Here is a 15647-nt window from a genome sequence, read left to right as displayed (position 1 = left end):
GTGCTCCTATCGGCCGAGCGCGGCGGCTATATCAGCTCCAACCAATTCCGCTGCTTCGCGCGAAGCGCGATCTTCGGCGTCTCGAATCGCGCGTTGCTTCGCGAATTCCTGGGCAGGGAAATCCACGAGCGCGGTGACCGAACGGTTGCCCGCCTTAATCACATGATCGTCCTTGCTCGATTTCAGTGTGTAGTCGACGCTGACGGTCGCACGGCCGGCGCGCGAGGTGTCGGAAGAGGCGATCAGCAGGGTGCCGATGACGCTCGACTTCGCATTGAACTCCACCTTGTAGTCGGCGTTCGCCGGCTCGCCTGCGCCACGCGAGGCGAGGAAGATCAATCGGTTTCTGACTTCCTGCTCGACGCGATTTGTTGCTTCAGAGAAGGCAACGGATTCAAGCTTTCCTGCAACGCCGGAGCTTTCGGAATACAGCGGCCGAACCTGGCAACTGGCAAGAAAAACCGTGGCTGCCAGCGTTGCCGCGAGGCCTACGCGGCGAGCCAGCTTCGAAGCGATTCTAGACGACAATGTTCACAATCCTTTGCGGAACCACGATGATCTTCTTTGGTGCCTGACCGTTCAAGACCTTCTTGACCTCGTCCAAGGCAAGCGCAGCCTCGCTAACGGCATTCTGATCTGCGTCGCGCGAGATTGTCAATTCAGCGCGCTTCTTGCCATTGATCTGTACCGGCAGGACGACGTCGTTCTCGGTGACCAAGCTATCTTCGAACGTCGGCCAAGGCTGCTTGGCGAGCATGCCGCCGGAGCCGAGCGTTGCCCAGCATTCCTCGGCCAGATGCGGCGTCATCGGAGCAACCAGCTGAATGAGGATTTCGGTCGCATCCTTTACGGCAGCACGATAGTCGTCGCTAGCCTTACCGGCGGCGACGTTGCTCAACGGCGCTGCCAGAGCGTTCACCAGTTCGTAGATCCGCGCGACGGCCTTGTTGAACCAGAGCTTGTCGTAGTCGTTCTGGACGGCTTTCAGCGTCTTGTGAGCGATCTGGGAGATCGCTAGCGCATCGCCTTCCTTAGCCGGAGTCGCCTGGACATCGCCCAGGTTCTCGGCAGCCTCGGAAACCAGGCGCCAGAGGCGCTGCGTGAAGCGATGTGCGCCCTCCACACCGGCCTCCGACCAGATGACGTCGCGCTCAGGCGGTGAATCCGACAGCACGAAGAAGCGTGCAGTGTCGGCGCCATAGGAAGCGATGATGTCATCGGGGTCGACGACGTTCTTCTTCGACTTCGACATCTTCTCGATCGATCCGATCGAAATCTCTTCGCTATTCGAAAGAAGATAGGCGCGGCGCTTGCCGTCCTGTTCCTCTATACGGATATCCGCAGGCGCAACCCACTCGCGGCTCATGCCGGCGCCACGGCTATAGGTCTCGTGGACCACCATGCCCTGCGTAAAGAGGCCTTTGAAGGGTTCCTTGACGTCGACATGCCCGGTTTCGCGCATCGCACGCGTGAAGAACCGCGAATAGAGGAGGTGGAGGATGGCATGCTCAATGCCGCCGATGTACTGATCGACCGGCAGCCAGTGGTTGGCGGCCCGAACATCGGTCGGCACCTGCTCCCAAGGTGCGGTAAAGCGGGTGAAGTACCAGCTGGAATCCACGAAGGTGTCCATCGTGTCCGTCTCGCGGCGCGCGTCCTTGCCACAATGCGGGCAAGCGACGTGGCGCCATGTCGGATGGCGATCGAGCGGGTTGCCGGGCTGATCGAAGGTTACGTCTTCCGGCAGTTTTACCGGCAGGTCCTTCTTCGGAACCGGAACGACACCGCAATCCTCGCAGTGAATGACCGGAATCGGGCATCCCCAATAACGCTGGCGCGAAATACCCCAGTCGCGCAGACGGAAATTCACCTTCCGCTCACCCTGCGGCTGGTTGCCAAGAGCGGTTGCGGTGAGGCGATCAGCAACGATATCGAATGCTTCGGTCGTCGTCTTGCCGTCGAGGAAGCGGGAATTGATCATGACGCCGTCGCCATCATAGGCAACATCACCAACGCTGAAGGTGTCTGCGTCCCCGTCCGTCGGCATGACAACCGGAACGACCGGAAGGTTATACCTGCGAGCGAAATCGAGGTCGCGCTGGTCGCCGGATGGGCAGCCGAAGATGGCGCCCGTGCCGTAATCCATCAATACAAAGTTCGCGACATAGACCGGCAATTCCCAGGTCGGATCCAGCGGATGCTGCACCTTGATACCGGTGTCGATGCCCTTCTTCTCGGCGGTTTCCAGGGCCGCAAGCGACGTACCCGCGCGGCGGCATTCCTCGCAGAATGCTTCAATGGCAGGATTCTTGGCCGCAATCTCCCTGGCGAGCGGATGGTCCGCGGAGATGGCCAGGAACGACGCCCCGAAAAGCGTGTCGGGGCGCGTCGTGTAGACCGTCACTTCGCTCTCGCCGGAGGGAGCTGTGCCGGGAACGATCGCCCAGCGGACCGCCATCCCCTCGGAGCGGCCGATCCAGTTCTTCTGCATCAACCGCACCTTCTCAGGCCACTGGTCGAGCGTATCCAGCGCGTCCAGCAGGTCCTGGCTGAAATCCGTGATCTTGAAGAACCACTGCGTCAGTTCCCGCTGTTCCACCAGCGCGCCGGAGCGCCAGCCGCGTCCGTCGATGACCTGCTCGTTGGCGAGAACGGTATTGTCGACCGGATCCCAGTTCACCTTTGATTGCTTGCGATAGACCAGGCCCTTTTCGAGGAAGTCCACGAAGAGATGCTGCTGGTGCTGATAGTAAGCAACATCGCAGGTCGCGAACTCTCTGCTCCAATCGAGCGAGAGACCCATTGCCTTCAGCTGCGCCTTCATCGAGGCGATGTTCTGGTACGTCCAGGCAGCCGGATGCACGCCGCGTTCCATGGCAGCGTTTTCGGCCGGCATACCGAATGCGTCCCAGCCCATCGGATGCAGCACGTTGCAACCGCGCGCGCGCTTGTAGCGCGCTACGACGTCGCCCATGGCGTAGTTCCGGACGTGCCCCATATGGATACGGCCGGAAGGATACGGAAACATTTCAAGCACATAGTACTTGTCCCGCGGATCGTTGTTGTCGGTCTCGAAGACCCTCTCCTCGTTCCATTTCTGCTGCCAGCGAGGCTCTGCATCGCGCGGGTTATAACGTTCGGTAGCCATGGTATTCGTATTTCCGGAAAATCAAGGGAAGTTGGTGCTGACCTTCACCATGAAACCACCGTAGCGTCAAGTTTTGAGGCCATGGTAAGCGTCGTATCGGAGCGACTGTGTGACGAAATGCGGCTTTTCGGCCTTGGCAATCTGCGGTGAGCTGTTTAGTCAATGCGAAATTCCTTCGACCATCCGCAGGGGCGCAAAATGGAACTTCAAGAGCGATTGAACGAAGTGCGTTCGAAGATCGATGCCGCCGAGCGCCAATCTGGGCGGATTGCCGGTTCGGTTCAGCTGGTCGCGGTCTCCAAGACATTCGATGCCGATGCCATCAGGCCTGCGCTTGCGGCTGGCCAACACGTATTCGGCGAAAACCGGGTTCAGGAGAGCCAAGGGAAATGGCCGCTTCTGAAATCTGAAATGGCTGGGATCGAATTGCATCTGATCGGGCCGCTGCAGTCCAACAAGGCCGCAGAGGCGGTCGCGCTCTTCGACGTGATCGAAACGGTTGACCGCGAAAAGATCGCGCGGGCACTTGCCGAAGAAATGAAGCTTCAGCGCAAGGCCCCTCGCTTGTTCGTTCAGGTCAATACCGGTCTTGAGCCTCAGAAGGCCGGAATCGCGCCTAACGACGTTGTTGCGTTCATCGAATTTTGCCGCCGTGATCTTGGCCTGAGGATCGAAGGCCTGATGTGCATCCCGCCCGCCGACGAGAATCCAGGCCCGCATTTTGCGCTGCTGGCGAAGCTCGCCAAGAGCTGCGGCGTGGCAAAGCTTTCGATGGGCATGTCCGGCGACTACGAAACGGCGGTTGCTTTCGGTGCGACCAGCGTTCGGGTGGGTTCAGCAATATTCGGCGCTCGCTGACACGCTGCTTTCGTCTGGCTTTTACACTTGCGTTCCCTCCCCTAGATTGAGGCTGTAGTTGCACATCCTGGGGAGGAGCAGATGCAGGGAGCTTACGAACGCGCCTATGCTGAATGGCGACGCGATCCCGAAGGATTCTGGCGAGACGCTGCGCGAGAGATCGCCTGGTATCGCAGCCCGACCCAAGTATTCACTGCGGATGGTGGGCCATACGGACAATGGTTCGCTGATGGGGAAACGAACACCTGCTATAACTGTCTCGACCGCCACATAGCCGAAGGCAGGGGTGGTGATATCGCCGTCATCTATGACAGCGCGATCAGTTCGACAAAGCACCACTATACGTTCGACGACGCTTTGCGCGAGGTGAACGCAATTGCGGTCGTGCTTGCGCGCCTGGGCATCCAGAAGGGCGATCGGGTTGTCCTTTACATGCCGATGGTGCCGGAGGCTATTTTCTCGATGTTGGCTTGCGCCCGTATCGGCGCCGTGCATTCGGTCGTGTTCGGCGGATTTGCAGCCAATGAATTGGCATCTCGAATCGATGATTCGGAAGCGAAACTAATCATAACAGCCAGCTGCGGTCTCGAGCCCGGGCGCGTCGTGCCTTACAAGCCACTGGTCGATCAGGCGCTTGCGCTTGCAAAGATCGAGCCGCAACACTGCCTTGTTCTGCAACGGCCGCAGTTGACGGCGGATCTTACAGTCGGACGCGCGCTCGATTTCGAAAGCCTGATTGCGAATGCACGCGGGCAAGGCGTCGAGTGTGTTTCGGTGAAAGCGACCGATCCCCTCTATATCCTCTATACGTCAGGCACGACTGGCCAGCCGAAAGGCGTGGTGCGCGACAATGGCGGCCATATGGTCGCGCTGAAATGGTCCATGGCCAACATCTTCGGGGTCAGGCCCGGCGAAGTCTTCTGGGCCGCGTCGGATATCGGCTGGGTCGTCGGCCATTCCTATATCGTCTACGCGCCTCTGCTGAGCGGGGTGACGACCGTTGTTTTCGAAGGCAAGCCGATCGGTACGCCCGATGCCGGTACTTACTGGAGAATCGTTTCGGAGCATCGCGTCCGGGTTCTCTTTACCGCGCCGACAGCGTTTCGGGCCATTCGCCGTGAAGACTCGGAGGGCAACTTCATCCGTGCCTATCCGATGCCGGAGTTCCGCGCGCTGTTCCTTGCCGGCGAGCGGGCCGATCCGGAAACGTTGAAATGGGCGGAGCAGATGCTTGATGTACCGGTCATCGATCACTGGTGGCAGACGGAGACGGGATGGCCGATGGTGGCGAATCCATTGGGAATAGAGCAGCTGCCGGTCAAGCATGGCTCGCCGTCCGTGCCGATGCCGGGGTACGATATCAGCGTGCTTGACGACGCCGGTCACCCGGTTCCCCCGGGAACGCTCGGCAACATCGTCGCGCGCCTTCCCCTCCCCCCAGGCTGCCTCCCGACGCTGTGGAAGGCTGACGAGCGATTTCGCCAAGCCTATCTCGAAGAGTTTCCCGGCTACTACAAGACGGCGGATGCCGGATATGTCGATGAGGATGGCTACCTCTTCATCATGTCGCGAACCGACGATATCATCAATTGCGCTGGCCATCGGCTATCGACGGGCGCCATGGAGGAAGTCTGCGCGACGCACCCTGATGTCGCGGAATGCGCCGTCATCGGCGTTGCCGATGCGCTCAAGGGGCAAGTCCCATGCGGTTTGCTCGTGCTCAAGAAAAGTGTTTCACGGGAAACACGCGCCATCGAATCCGAGGTGGTGGCCTTGATCCGCGACAAGATCGGCCCCGTCGCCTGTTTCCGAACAGCAATCGCCGTCGATCGCCTGCCGAAAACGCGCTCCGGCAAGATCTTGCGCGGCACGATGCAGAGGATGGCGGATGGCCTTCCCTGGAAAATGCCGGCAACCATCGATGATCCGACCGTACTTGAGGAAATCGCCGCTGCCCTGCGCACGCGCGGTTATGGCGGTCTGCTCATGTAGGCAATAAAAAACCCGACCGGGGCCGGGTCTTCAGAACGCTTCACTGATCGATTGGATCAGTACTGGTCGTCTTCGTCCTCATCCTTGGTGGAGGACTTCAGCGACTTCAATTTTGCGAAGACCGCATCGGCATCGATTTCCTTCTCCTCTTCGCGCTCGAAGTTCGGAGTCAGTCGTTCGGTTTCCTGAGCGGACTGGAGGGTGGCGCCAAGTTCGGCGGCGGTCGGCAGCGGCCGGTTCTTGGCAGCCTTCTCGACTTCCATGTCGAGATCGATCTGGCTGCAGAGGCCAAGCGTGACCGGATCCATCGGCGCAAGGTTCGCGGCGTTCCAGTGGGTACGTTCGCGGATCTGTTCGATGGTCGACTTGGTCGTGCCTACGAGGCGAGAAATCTGGGCGTCCTTGAGCTCTGGATGGTTACGAACCAGCCAGAGAATTGCATTGGGACGATCCTGGCGCTTCGAAACAGGCGTATAGCGCGGGCCGCGGCGCTTTGACTCGGGAACGCGGACCTTCGGCTCCGAAAGCTTGAGCTTGTAACCCGGATTGCTTTCGCCGCGGGCAATTTCATCGCGCGAAAGCTGGCCGGTGGAGATCGGATCGAGGCCCTTGATGCCCTGTGCGGCCTCGCCGTCGGCAATTGCCTTGACTTCGAGCGGATGCAGTTTGCAGAACTGGGCGATCTGATCGAAAGACAAGGCTGTGTTGTCGACGAGCCAGATGGCGGTCGCCTTCGGCATAAGCAGCTGTTGAGCCATGGATATAGTCCTTCTGTCGTCCGCGCCGGTGTCGCGATCCGTGGGTTGTCACCACTATGTCCGGGAAATATGGCGCTATATAACCGCAGTGACGCATAATTGCAATTGATCGTAAGTGAAATGACCTTTGTCTAATTGCCGGACCTTTGCGAACTGCTATGAATGCCTGGTTGCAGTGCGTATTGCGGCACCGCGATCCATGCCCGAGTGAGGAGGATTTCAATGTCGGAGAAGATCTACCCGGTTCAAAAACCGGTTAAAAGCCATGCGCTTATCGATAAGGCCAAGTACGAAAAGTGGTACGAGGAAAGCATCGAAAATCCCACCAAGTTCTGGGATAAGCATGGCAAGCGGATCGACTGGTTCAAGCCTTACACGAAGGTCAAGAATACCTCCTTCACTGGCAAGGTTTCGATCAAATGGTTTGAAGACGGACAGACGAACGTCTCCTACAACTGTATCGACAGGCACCTGAAGACAAACGGAAATCAGACCGCGATCATCTTCGAAGGCGATAATCCCTACGTCGACAAGAAGATAACCTACAACGAGCTCTACGAGCACGTTTGCAAGCTGGCCAATGTCTTGAAAAAGCACGGCGTCAAGAAGGGCGACCGGGTCACCATCTATATGCCGATGATCCCAGAGGCGGCCTATGCGATGCTTGCCTGTGCGCGCATCGGCGCCGTCCATTCGGTCGTATTCGGCGGCTTCTCGCCGGAAGCACTGGCCGGTCGCATCGTCGATTGTGAGTCTACTTTCGTCATTACCTGCGACGAAGGCGTGCGCGGTGGCAAACCGGTGCCGTTGAAGGACAATACCGATACGGCGATTCATATCGCTGCGCGCCAGCACGTGATCGTCGAAAAGGTGCTGGTGGTTCGCCGCACCGGCGGCAAGACCGGATGGGCGCCTGGGCGCGACCTCTGGTATCATCAGGAAACCGCAACGGTGAAGGCGGAGTGCCCGCCGGTGAAGATGAAGGCGGAAGATCCCCTTTTTATTCTCTATACGTCCGGCTCGACCGGCAAGCCCAAAGGTGTGCTCCACACGACCGGCGGCTATCTCGTTTACGCCTCCATGACGCATGAATATGTTTTCGACTATCATCCCGGCGACATCTACTGGTGCACGGCGGATGTGGGTTGGGTGACAGGGCACTCCTACATTGTCTACGGACCGCTCGCGAACTGCGCCACGACGCTGATGTTCGAGGGTGTTCCCAACTTCCCGGATCAGGGTCGGTTCTGGGAAATCATCGACAAGCACAAGGTCAACATCTTCTACACCGCGCCGACGGCGATCCGTTCGCTGATGGGCGCCGGCGATCACTTCGTCACGCGCTCATCGCGGTCGACCCTTCGCCTGCTCGGCACGGTCGGGGAGCCGATCAATCCCGAGGCCTGGGAATGGTACTACAACGTCGTCGGCGACAAGCGCTGCCCGGTGATCGACACATGGTGGCAGACCGAGACAGGCGGCCACATGATTACGCCGCTGCCGGGCGCAACCGATCTGAAACCGGGTTCAGCCACGGTGCCTTTCTTCGGCGTGAAGCCGGAATTGGTGGACAACGAAGGCAAGGTGCTTGAGGGTGCGGCGGACGGCAATCTCTGCATTACCGACAGCTGGCCGGGACAGATGCGAACCGTCTACGGCGACCACGAGCGCTTCATCCAGACGTACTTCTCGACCTACAAGGGCAAATACTTCACCGGCGATGGATGCCGTCGCGACGAGGATGGTTATTACTGGATCACCGGCCGCGTCGATGACGTGCTGAACGTTTCAGGCCACCGGCTAGGCACGGCGGAGGTCGAGTCGGCGCTTGTCTCGCATAGCCTCGTTTCCGAAGCCGCGGTTGTCGGCTATCCGCACCCGATCAAGGGCCAGGGAATCTATTGCTATGTTACGTTGATGGCAGGAAACGAAGGCTCCGACGAGCTTCGCCAGCAACTGGTCAAGCATGTTCGGGCTGAAATCGGTCCGATTGCTGCGCCCGACAAGATCCAATTCGCCCCTGGTCTCCCGAAGACACGTTCTGGAAAGATCATGCGCCGCATTCTGCGCAAGATCGCCGAGGATGATTTCGGTGCATTGGGGGATACTTCGACCCTTGCAGATCCCGCTGTCGTCGAGGATCTGATCGCGAACCGCCAGAACAAAGCCACGGCATAAGCTATAAGCCGCGGGTTTCTGGCGTATTAATTCTCGTCCACGCAGGGGGTGGCCGGTTTGCGGCCACCCTCGTAAGCACGGACAATTCCGGTCGATAGAAGATATTGAGCCGGATTCCGCCCATCAGCCAATGTCACGCTTGCCAGAATCCGTCCAAAATATTTATCGCCGGCTATCGCGGTCAGCTTTATTTCCGGGGAAACATTCGTCATTTCTTCAAGCGCTTGGCGGGCATCGATGCCGGCGCGTCGGACTGCGGCGCATTTGGAGTGCATCTCCGGTGCATCTATGCCTCGAATGCGAACATAGACTTCCATGCTCTGCTGCGGCCAAGGTCTCGCTTGAACCAAGAGAGTATCGCCATCGATCACCCGCAAGATTTCCGCCGAGACGGGGCCCTCAACCTCATCGCGCGCCGCTGCACTGGTCGCGGAAGCGATGACAAAGAGCAAGAGGAAACAGGAGCGTGTCGTCATATGAGGAATAAATTCCGATATTGACGACAAGTCAATAGGAATATTTACTTAGAAATCGATGGCGCGACCATTGATCTCCCAGTCACCAAACCGTGCCGGATCCGCCCCACCTCGTCCGCCGATCTCTTTCGGCATATCTACAGGCGCTTGTTGCTTCCTGCGGTCCTCCGCTTCTGCAAGTGCGCGCTTGGCGGCTGGTGACAACATTTTGCGCTGGGGCACAGAGTCATCGTTGACCACTGGCTCCGCATTGTCGTTGTCTGCTTCCTGCATCATGTGCTGTGCCTGAAAATATTGAAAATGAGCTGTGAGCAACCAAATCATAGTGCGCCGGCAGCGTGATTGGAACCTCCCAAATTCACGCAGTCCGTCCGAACCGCCATGGAGAAACCGATGAATCTTGTTCGTACCGCGATGTTGCTGGCCTTCATGACGGCATTGTTCATGCTGGTTGGTTTCATGATTGGTGGCCGCGGCGGCATGATGATTGCCTTCCTGATGGCTGCGGGCATGAACTTCTTCTCCTATTGGAATTCCGATCGGATGGTGCTCTCGGCCTATCGCGCGCAGGAAATCGATGAGCGCAACGCGCCCGAATTTTACGCGATCATCCGCGATCTTTCGCACAATGCCGGTCTGCCGATGCCGAAGGTTTACCTTTACGATAGCCCGCAGCCGAACGCGTTCGCGACCGGGCGCAATCCTGAAAATGCAGCGGTGGCAGCATCAACAGGCCTTCTCAGCGCGCTATCGCCAGAAGAGGTTGCCGGCGTCATGGCGCATGAATTGGCACACGTTCAAAACCACGACACGCTGACGATGACGATTACCGCGACGCTCGCAGGCGCGATTTCGATGCTCGGCAATTTCGCGTTCTTCTTTGGCGGCAATCGCGAGAACAACAATAACAACCCGCTGGGATTTATCGGCGTGCTGCTTGCCATGATCGTGGCTCCGCTGGCGGCCATGATGGTCCAGATGGCCATCAGCCGTACGCGCGAATATTCCGCAGACCGGCGTGGCGCGGAAATTTGCGGAAATCCGCTCTGGCTGGCTTCGGCACTTAGCAAGATCGCCCGCGGCGCGTCGCATATTCCGAATGCCGACGCTGAGCGCAATCCGGCGACCGCGCATATGTTCATCATCAACCCACTGACCGGCGCCGGCATGGATAATCTCTTCTCCACCCATCCGAACACGGAAAACAGGATCGCCGCCCTCGAGGAAATGGCACGGGGCGGGATGAACGTCTCGACGTCCCCTGCTCGTGCTGCTAATCCGGTGCGCAAATCGCGCTCTGTTCCGAATACGGGCCTCGGCCGCGATGGCTCGCAACCGCCAAAGGGTCCCTGGTCTTGAATTCAGACGGCAAGAAGAAGCCATTTCGCAAACAGAAACCGTCCACGTCTCATGGGACCGAGGCGGTCGAAAAGCCTGGATTGCAGGCCCGGGCCGCAGCAGCAAAGATCCTGTCGGCTGTTGTGGATCGGAAGCTGCCGCTCGACGGCGCTCTCGACCATGAGCACGGAAACCCTGCCTACAAGGCTTTGGCCGAAGACGATCGGGCACTCGTCAGGGCAATTCTGAACAGCGCACTTCGCCATCTGCCGCGTATCGAGGCTGCCGTTTCGTCGCTTCTCGACTCGCCACTGCCGGAAGGCGCGCGTGCGCTTCAGCACGTCATCACCGTCGCAGCGGCGCAAATCCTCTATCTCGACGTGCCTGACCACGCAGCTGTCGATATTGCCGTCGAGCAGGCCAATCGGGATCCGCGCAACCGCCGCTTTGCAAAGCTGGTGAACGCCGTGTTGCGTCGTCTTAGCCGAGAGAAGGTCGAGATACTGGAGCAGTTCAACAGCGTTCCGGTTATGCCGGAGTGGTTTATCCAACGGCTTGAAGCCGTCTATGGGGCTGATGCTGCACGCGCAATTTCCAACGCGCAGCTGGAGCCGGCGTCGATCGATCTCACCGTAAAGGCCGACGCGGCTATCTGGGCAGAACGGTTGAATGGCTTTGTGCTGCCGACCGGCGGCGTTCGGCTGGCTGCCTTTGAAGGCGGTATTCCTTCGTTGCAAGGCTTCGAAGAGGGAAGCTGGTGGGTGCAGGACGCTGCCGCCAGCATCCCGGCAAAGCTGTTCGGCGATCTGACGGGAAAGCGGGTCGCTGATCTTTGCGCGGCGCCCGGCGGGAAGACCGCTCAGCTTATCGTCGCCGGCGGGACGGTGACGGCCATCGAGCAATCGGAAAATCGCATTCGGCGCTTGCGGAGCAATCTTGATCGCCTGGGATTGGAGGCGGAGACGGTCGCCGCCGATCTGACCAAGTATCAGCCACACGAACTCTTCGACGCCATACTTCTCGACGCACCCTGTTCATCGACGGGCACCACCCGGAGGCACCCGGATGTGCTCTGGACCAAGGGGCCGGAGGAGATAGAAAAGCTTGCTGGCGTTCAGGAGCGACTTCTGCGCCATGCGCTGACGCTCGTCAAAACCGGTGGCGTGATCGTCTTTTCGAACTGTTCGCTCGATCCCGCCGAAGGGGAAGACGTGGTGGCGCGCGTACTGGCTGACACCCCAGCCTTTGAACGCGTTGCGATCCAGCCGAGCCGCTGGCCGGGGTTGGAGCGTGCCATCACGCCGAGCGGTGAGTTTCGCACCACGCCGGATATGTTGGCTACGCCTGACGGTTTTGCTTCCGGCCTCGACGGTTTTTACGCCGCGATGCTGCGTCGTGTTGCTTGATGGATAGGCAGCTGGCATAGTCGATCAGCCGTCGCAAGATGAATCGCCCACGGCAGGTGTTTCCGGACCTGTTAATCCAATCCTAACTGTATGAGTCGATAGACATAGACATGTGGTCCGGACGGTTTTCAGGTCTTTACCTGCGGGAGGCTTGGCGGCGTATGCGCCTTCGCATCGCGCTACTGCGCTTGCGATTGTTCAGACATACGGTACACGCACCCGATCGCCTCATCGTTGCTCCGACAGATTTGCGCGCAGTTGATTCACATGTCGCGGAAGAGATCGTCAATGGGCGCTTCCCGCTTGCGGGACGACTATTGGAGACCGGAGGGCGTTCGCCGTTCACCTTGAGCCTGCCCTCCAGGTCGTTTGCGATCAGGCTTCATAGCTTCGGGTGGCTTCGCCACATGCGTGCCCGAAAGAGCGATGTGCATTCCAATGCTGCCCGGGCGATCGTCAGCGGTTGGCTGTCCGTCCATGGTTCGCGTATGGAAGGTCTTGCGTGGGACATCGATGTCACTGCGCAACGCGTTATCGCCTGGCTTTCCCATTCACCGGTGGTGCTTCACAATTCGGACCGCGGTTTTTATCGCCGATTTGTCCGCTCGCTCGCTTTTCAGGTCCGTTTTCTCCGCCGGATGGCGCAATACGCCCCGCCAGGGGAAACGCTCTTTCGTCTGCGCATCGCGCTTGCCATGGCGTCGGTCTCAATGCCTACCCGTCAGGGCGCTTTGCGCCGGGCGGCAGAGGCGTTGGATCGCGAGTTCGATAGCCAGATTCTACCCGACGGCGGACACATCTCGCGGAATCCGCGCGTTGGATTGGAGCTGTTGCTCGATCTTCTGCCGCTCCGGCAGACCTACATCAATCTCGGTCACGATTTGCCGCAAAAACTGATCTCGGGAATCGACCGGATGTATCCGGCCTTGCGGTTCTTCAGGCATCAGGACGGCGATCTCGCCCTGTTTAACGGCGCCACGTCGACGCTGGCGACGGAGCTCGTGTCCTTGCTGCGGTATGACGAGACCGCCGGCGAGCCTTTCAAGGCCATGCCGCACTCTCGCTATCAGCGGTTGGCCGCTGGGCGAACCGCGATCATCGTCGATACCGGACTGCCGCCTACGGGTGCTCTCTCCCGGACTGCTCACGCCGGCTGCCTGTCGTTTGAGATGTCGTCCGGGCGTCATCGTTTCATCGTCAACGCGGGATCACCCAAATTCGCGGCTGCGAAGTACACCCAGATGGCCCGAACAACTGCGGCCCACACGACGGTTACACTCAGCGATACATCTTCCAGCCGTTTTGCAACGTCGGACTTTCTCGCGCATGTGATCACCGATCCCGTGCGGACTGTCGAGGTGGAGCGAACGCTTGCCGATGACGGGCGCGATGTCATCAAGGCAAGGCATGATGGATACGCCAAGGCCTTCGGTGCGCTGCACGAACGCGAGTTGACGCTGAACGCCACCGGATCGATCATCACAGGCCGCGACTCGCTTACCATGTCTGAAGACAGCAAAGGCGGCGAAGCGCTGCAGGCTGTGGCACGCTTCCACGCTCACCCTTCGATCAATCTCAAGCAGATGGATCGCGAGTCTGTTTTGATGACGGCGCCGGATGGGGAAACCTGGTTGTTTTCCTCACCTGGCAATACTGTCGTTCTCTCCGAGGACGTGTTCTTTGCCGACGCGTCAGGCATTTGCAGCTCGGACCAGATGGAGATAGCGTTCGCGCATCCCGGAAAGCCGGAAATACGCTGGTTTTTATCCCGCAGAAGCTAGTGCCTGTTTTCGCGGGGGCAAAGCTGTGCTAACGCGGCGCCATATTCCGCGCACCTCGCCGGATGCCTCCCGAAGATCAACGGAGAAGCCAAATGGCCGTAGCTTCCAAGAAAATTCCCGCCCCCAATAAGGTCACCGTGAAGACCGCCTTGTTGTCGGTGTCCGATAAAACTGGCATCGTCGAGCTGGCACGCGGCCTTGTCGAAAGGGGTGTTCGCCTGCTGTCGACAGGCGGCACGCACAAGGCAATCGCGGCGGCTGGCCTTGCGGTCACCGACGTTTCTGATGTGACCGGCTTTCCGGAGATCATGGACGGTCGCGTCAAGACACTACATCCGACGGTGCATGGCGGCCTGCTGGCTATTCGTGACGATGCTGAGCATCAGGCAGCGATGCAGGCACACGGGATCGAGGGCATCGATCTTGCCGTGATCAACCTCTATCCGTTCGAGGATGTCCGGGCTGCCGGCGGCGACTATCCGACTACTGTCGAGAACATCGATATCGGCGGGCCGGCAATGATCCGTGCCTCGGCGAAGAACCATGCCTACGTCACCATCCTGACGGATCCGGCCGACTACCCCGAGCTGCTCGCGGAGCTGTCCTCCGACAATGGCCAGACCGCCTATGCGTTTCGTCAACGCATGGCTGCCAAGGCCTATGCCCGCACCGCTGCCTATGATGCTGTAATCTCCAACTGGTTCGCGGAAGCTCTTGATATCCAGACCCCGCGGCATCGCGTCATCGGCGGCGTGCTGAAGGAAGAGATGCGTTACGGTGAAAACCCGCATCAGACGGCGGCGTTTTACGTCACCGGCGAGCAGCGTCCCGGCGTCGCGACCGCAGCGCTGCTGCAGGGAAAGCAGCTCTCCTACAACAATATCAATGATACCGACGCGGCCTACGAGCTGGTCGCTGAGTTCCTGCCCGAGAAATCGCCGGCATGCGCCATTATCAAGCATGCCAACCCGTGTGGCGTTGCCACCGGTTCCAGCCTGCTCGAGGCGTATCAGCGTGCCTTGGCATGCGATTCCGTATCGGCTTTCGGTGGCATTATTGCGCTGAACCAGACCTTGGACGCCCAGACCGCGGAAGAGATCATCAAGCTATTCACCGAAGTCATCATCGCGCCCGATGTGACCGAGGAAGCGAAGGCAATCGTCGCACGCAAGGCCAATCTTCGCCTGCTCACTGCCGGCGGCCTGCCGGATCCCCGTATCGGCGGGCTGACCGCCAAGACGGTCTCCGGCGGTCTGCTGGTTCAGAGCCGCGACAACGGTATGGTCGAGGATCTGGAGCTGAAGGTTGTCACCAAGCGTGCGCCGACGGCACAGGAGCTTGCCGATATGAAGTTCGCCTTCAAGGTGGCGAAGCACGTCAAATCGAATGCCGTCGTCTATGCCAAGGACGGCCAGACCGCCGGTATCGGCGCGGGTCAGATGAGCCGCATCGATTCAGCGAGGATTGCCGGGCTGAAGGCAGAAGAGGCTGCACGCACGCTCGGTCTGTCGACGCCGCTAACACACGGTTCCGCCGTTGCATCTGAGGCGTTCCTGCCATTTGCCGATGGCCTTCTGTCGATGATATCCGCAGGGGCGACGGCGGTGATCCAGCCTGGTGGTTCGATGCGCGATCAGGAAGTCATCGACGCGGCGAACGAACACAACGTTGCCATGGTCTTTACCGGCATGCGGCACTTCCGCCACTGAACT

General features: G+C 59.4%; 12 protein-coding genes. 7 read left to right on the top strand and 5 right to left on the bottom strand.

From position 1 onward, the window contains the following. Positions 1-6: 6 nt before the first annotated feature. Together lptE and leuS are read right to left on the bottom strand one after the other, a co-directional pair. Positions 7-528 (bottom strand): LPS assembly lipoprotein LptE, encoded by a 522-nt coding sequence (lptE, locus tag ASE04_RS01925; protein ID WP_056811048.1) that lies wholly within the window; start codon positions 526-528, stop codon positions 7-9. Next, positions 518-3148: a leucine--tRNA ligase gene (leuS, locus tag ASE04_RS01920; RefSeq protein WP_056811044.1), complete on the bottom strand. Its 2631-nt coding sequence runs from the start codon at positions 3146-3148 to the stop codon at positions 518-520. The genes lptE and leuS overlap by 11 nt, the downstream gene beginning before the upstream one ends. A 198-nt stretch (positions 3149-3346) precedes the next feature. Between leuS and ASE04_RS01915 the strand changes: the two genes are divergently transcribed. Together ASE04_RS01915 and ASE04_RS01910 are read left to right on the top strand one after the other, a co-directional pair. After that, a complete protein-coding gene (locus tag ASE04_RS01915) occupies positions 3347-4006 on the top strand; it encodes a YggS family pyridoxal phosphate-dependent enzyme (protein ID WP_056811320.1) in 660 nt (219 codons plus the stop codon). Between the two features lie 81 nt (positions 4007-4087). Continuing rightward, a complete protein-coding gene (locus tag ASE04_RS01910) occupies positions 4088-5998 on the top strand; it encodes a propionyl-CoA synthetase (protein ID WP_056811041.1) in 1911 nt (636 codons plus the stop codon). A gap of 56 nt (positions 5999-6054) precedes the next feature. On the opposite strand, the gene ASE04_RS01905 is transcribed toward ASE04_RS01910, so the two are convergent. After that, entirely contained in the window at positions 6055-6756 is a 702-nt protein-coding gene (locus ASE04_RS01905; RefSeq protein ID WP_056811037.1) for a DUF1013 domain-containing protein, read from the bottom strand. Between the two features lie 222 nt (positions 6757-6978). Between ASE04_RS01905 and acs the strand changes: the two genes are divergently transcribed. Continuing rightward, a complete protein-coding gene (acs, locus tag ASE04_RS01900; protein ID WP_056811035.1) occupies positions 6979-8934 on the top strand; it encodes an acetate--CoA ligase in 1956 nt (651 codons plus the stop codon). 26 nt (positions 8935-8960) lie between these two features. Here the strand turns inward: acs and ASE04_RS01895 are convergent, their stop codons facing one another. Beyond that, positions 8961-9410 carry a thermonuclease family protein gene (locus ASE04_RS01895; protein WP_056811032.1) on the bottom strand — a complete coding sequence of 150 codons (450 nt, stop codon included), beginning with the start codon at positions 9408-9410 and terminating at the stop codon, positions 8961-8963. Positions 9411-9458: 48 nt separating this feature from the next. Continuing rightward, a complete protein-coding gene (locus tag ASE04_RS01890) occupies positions 9459-9683 on the bottom strand; it encodes a DUF1674 domain-containing protein (protein ID WP_056811316.1) in 225 nt (74 codons plus the stop codon). A 120-nt stretch (positions 9684-9803) separates the two neighbouring features. On the opposite strand from ASE04_RS01890, the gene htpX reads away from it, so the two are divergent. The 4 genes from htpX to purH all read left to right on the top strand — a co-directional run bounded on the left by htpX (position 9804) and on the right by purH (position 15644). Then, positions 9804-10769, top strand: coding sequence for a zinc metalloprotease HtpX (htpX, locus tag ASE04_RS01885; protein ID WP_056811028.1), 966 nt, complete (start codon positions 9804-9806; stop codon positions 10767-10769). After that, positions 10760-12154: an RsmB/NOP family class I SAM-dependent RNA methyltransferase gene (locus ASE04_RS01880; protein WP_200960670.1), complete on the top strand. Its 1395-nt coding sequence runs from the start codon at positions 10760-10762 to the stop codon at positions 12152-12154. Before htpX ends, ASE04_RS01880 begins: the two co-directional genes overlap by 10 nt. Positions 12155-12264: 110 nt before the next feature. Further along, positions 12265-13935: a heparinase II/III family protein gene (locus ASE04_RS01875; RefSeq protein ID WP_056811023.1), complete on the top strand. Its 1671-nt coding sequence runs from the start codon at positions 12265-12267 to the stop codon at positions 13933-13935. Positions 13936-14027: 92 nt separating this feature from the next. After that, on the top strand, positions 14028-15644 hold the full coding sequence (gene purH, locus ASE04_RS01870; RefSeq protein WP_056811020.1) for a bifunctional phosphoribosylaminoimidazolecarboxamide formyltransferase/IMP cyclohydrolase: 1617 nt from the start codon (positions 14028-14030) through the stop codon (positions 15642-15644). Positions 15645-15647 lie beyond the last annotated feature (3 nt).

The sequence above is a fragment of the Rhizobium sp. Root708 genome (assembly GCF_001429725.1).
Lineage (GTDB): Bacteria > Pseudomonadota > Alphaproteobacteria > Rhizobiales > Rhizobiaceae > Rhizobium.
This window is presented reverse-complemented; position numbering and strand designations above follow the sequence as displayed.

Bases quoted from the DNA above. Each gene is read 5' to 3' on its own strand.
- leuS (WP_056811044.1), bottom strand. From the start codon at position 3,148: ATGGCTACCGAACGTTATAACCCGCGCGATGCAGAGCCTCGCTGGCAG.
- ASE04_RS01915 (WP_056811320.1), top strand. From the start codon at position 3,347: ATGGAACTTCAAGAGCGATTGAACGAAGTGCGTTCGAAGATCGATGCC.
- ASE04_RS01910 (WP_056811041.1), top strand. From the start codon at position 4,088: ATGCAGGGAGCTTACGAACGCGCCTATGCTGAATGGCGACGCGATCCC.
- ASE04_RS01905 (WP_056811037.1), bottom strand. From the start codon at position 6,756: ATGGCTCAACAGCTGCTTATGCCGAAGGCGACCGCCATCTGGCTCGTC.
- acs (WP_056811035.1), top strand. From the start codon at position 6,979: ATGTCGGAGAAGATCTACCCGGTTCAAAAACCGGTTAAAAGCCATGCG.
- ASE04_RS01895 (WP_056811032.1), bottom strand. From the start codon at position 9,410: ATGACGACACGCTCCTGTTTCCTCTTGCTCTTTGTCATCGCTTCCGCG.
- ASE04_RS01890 (WP_056811316.1), bottom strand. From the start codon at position 9,683: ATGCAGGAAGCAGACAACGACAATGCGGAGCCAGTGGTCAACGATGAC.
- htpX (WP_056811028.1), top strand. From the start codon at position 9,804: ATGAATCTTGTTCGTACCGCGATGTTGCTGGCCTTCATGACGGCATTG.
- ASE04_RS01875 (WP_056811023.1), top strand. From the start codon at position 12,265: ATGTGGTCCGGACGGTTTTCAGGTCTTTACCTGCGGGAGGCTTGGCGG.
- purH (WP_056811020.1), top strand. From the start codon at position 14,028: ATGGCCGTAGCTTCCAAGAAAATTCCCGCCCCCAATAAGGTCACCGTG.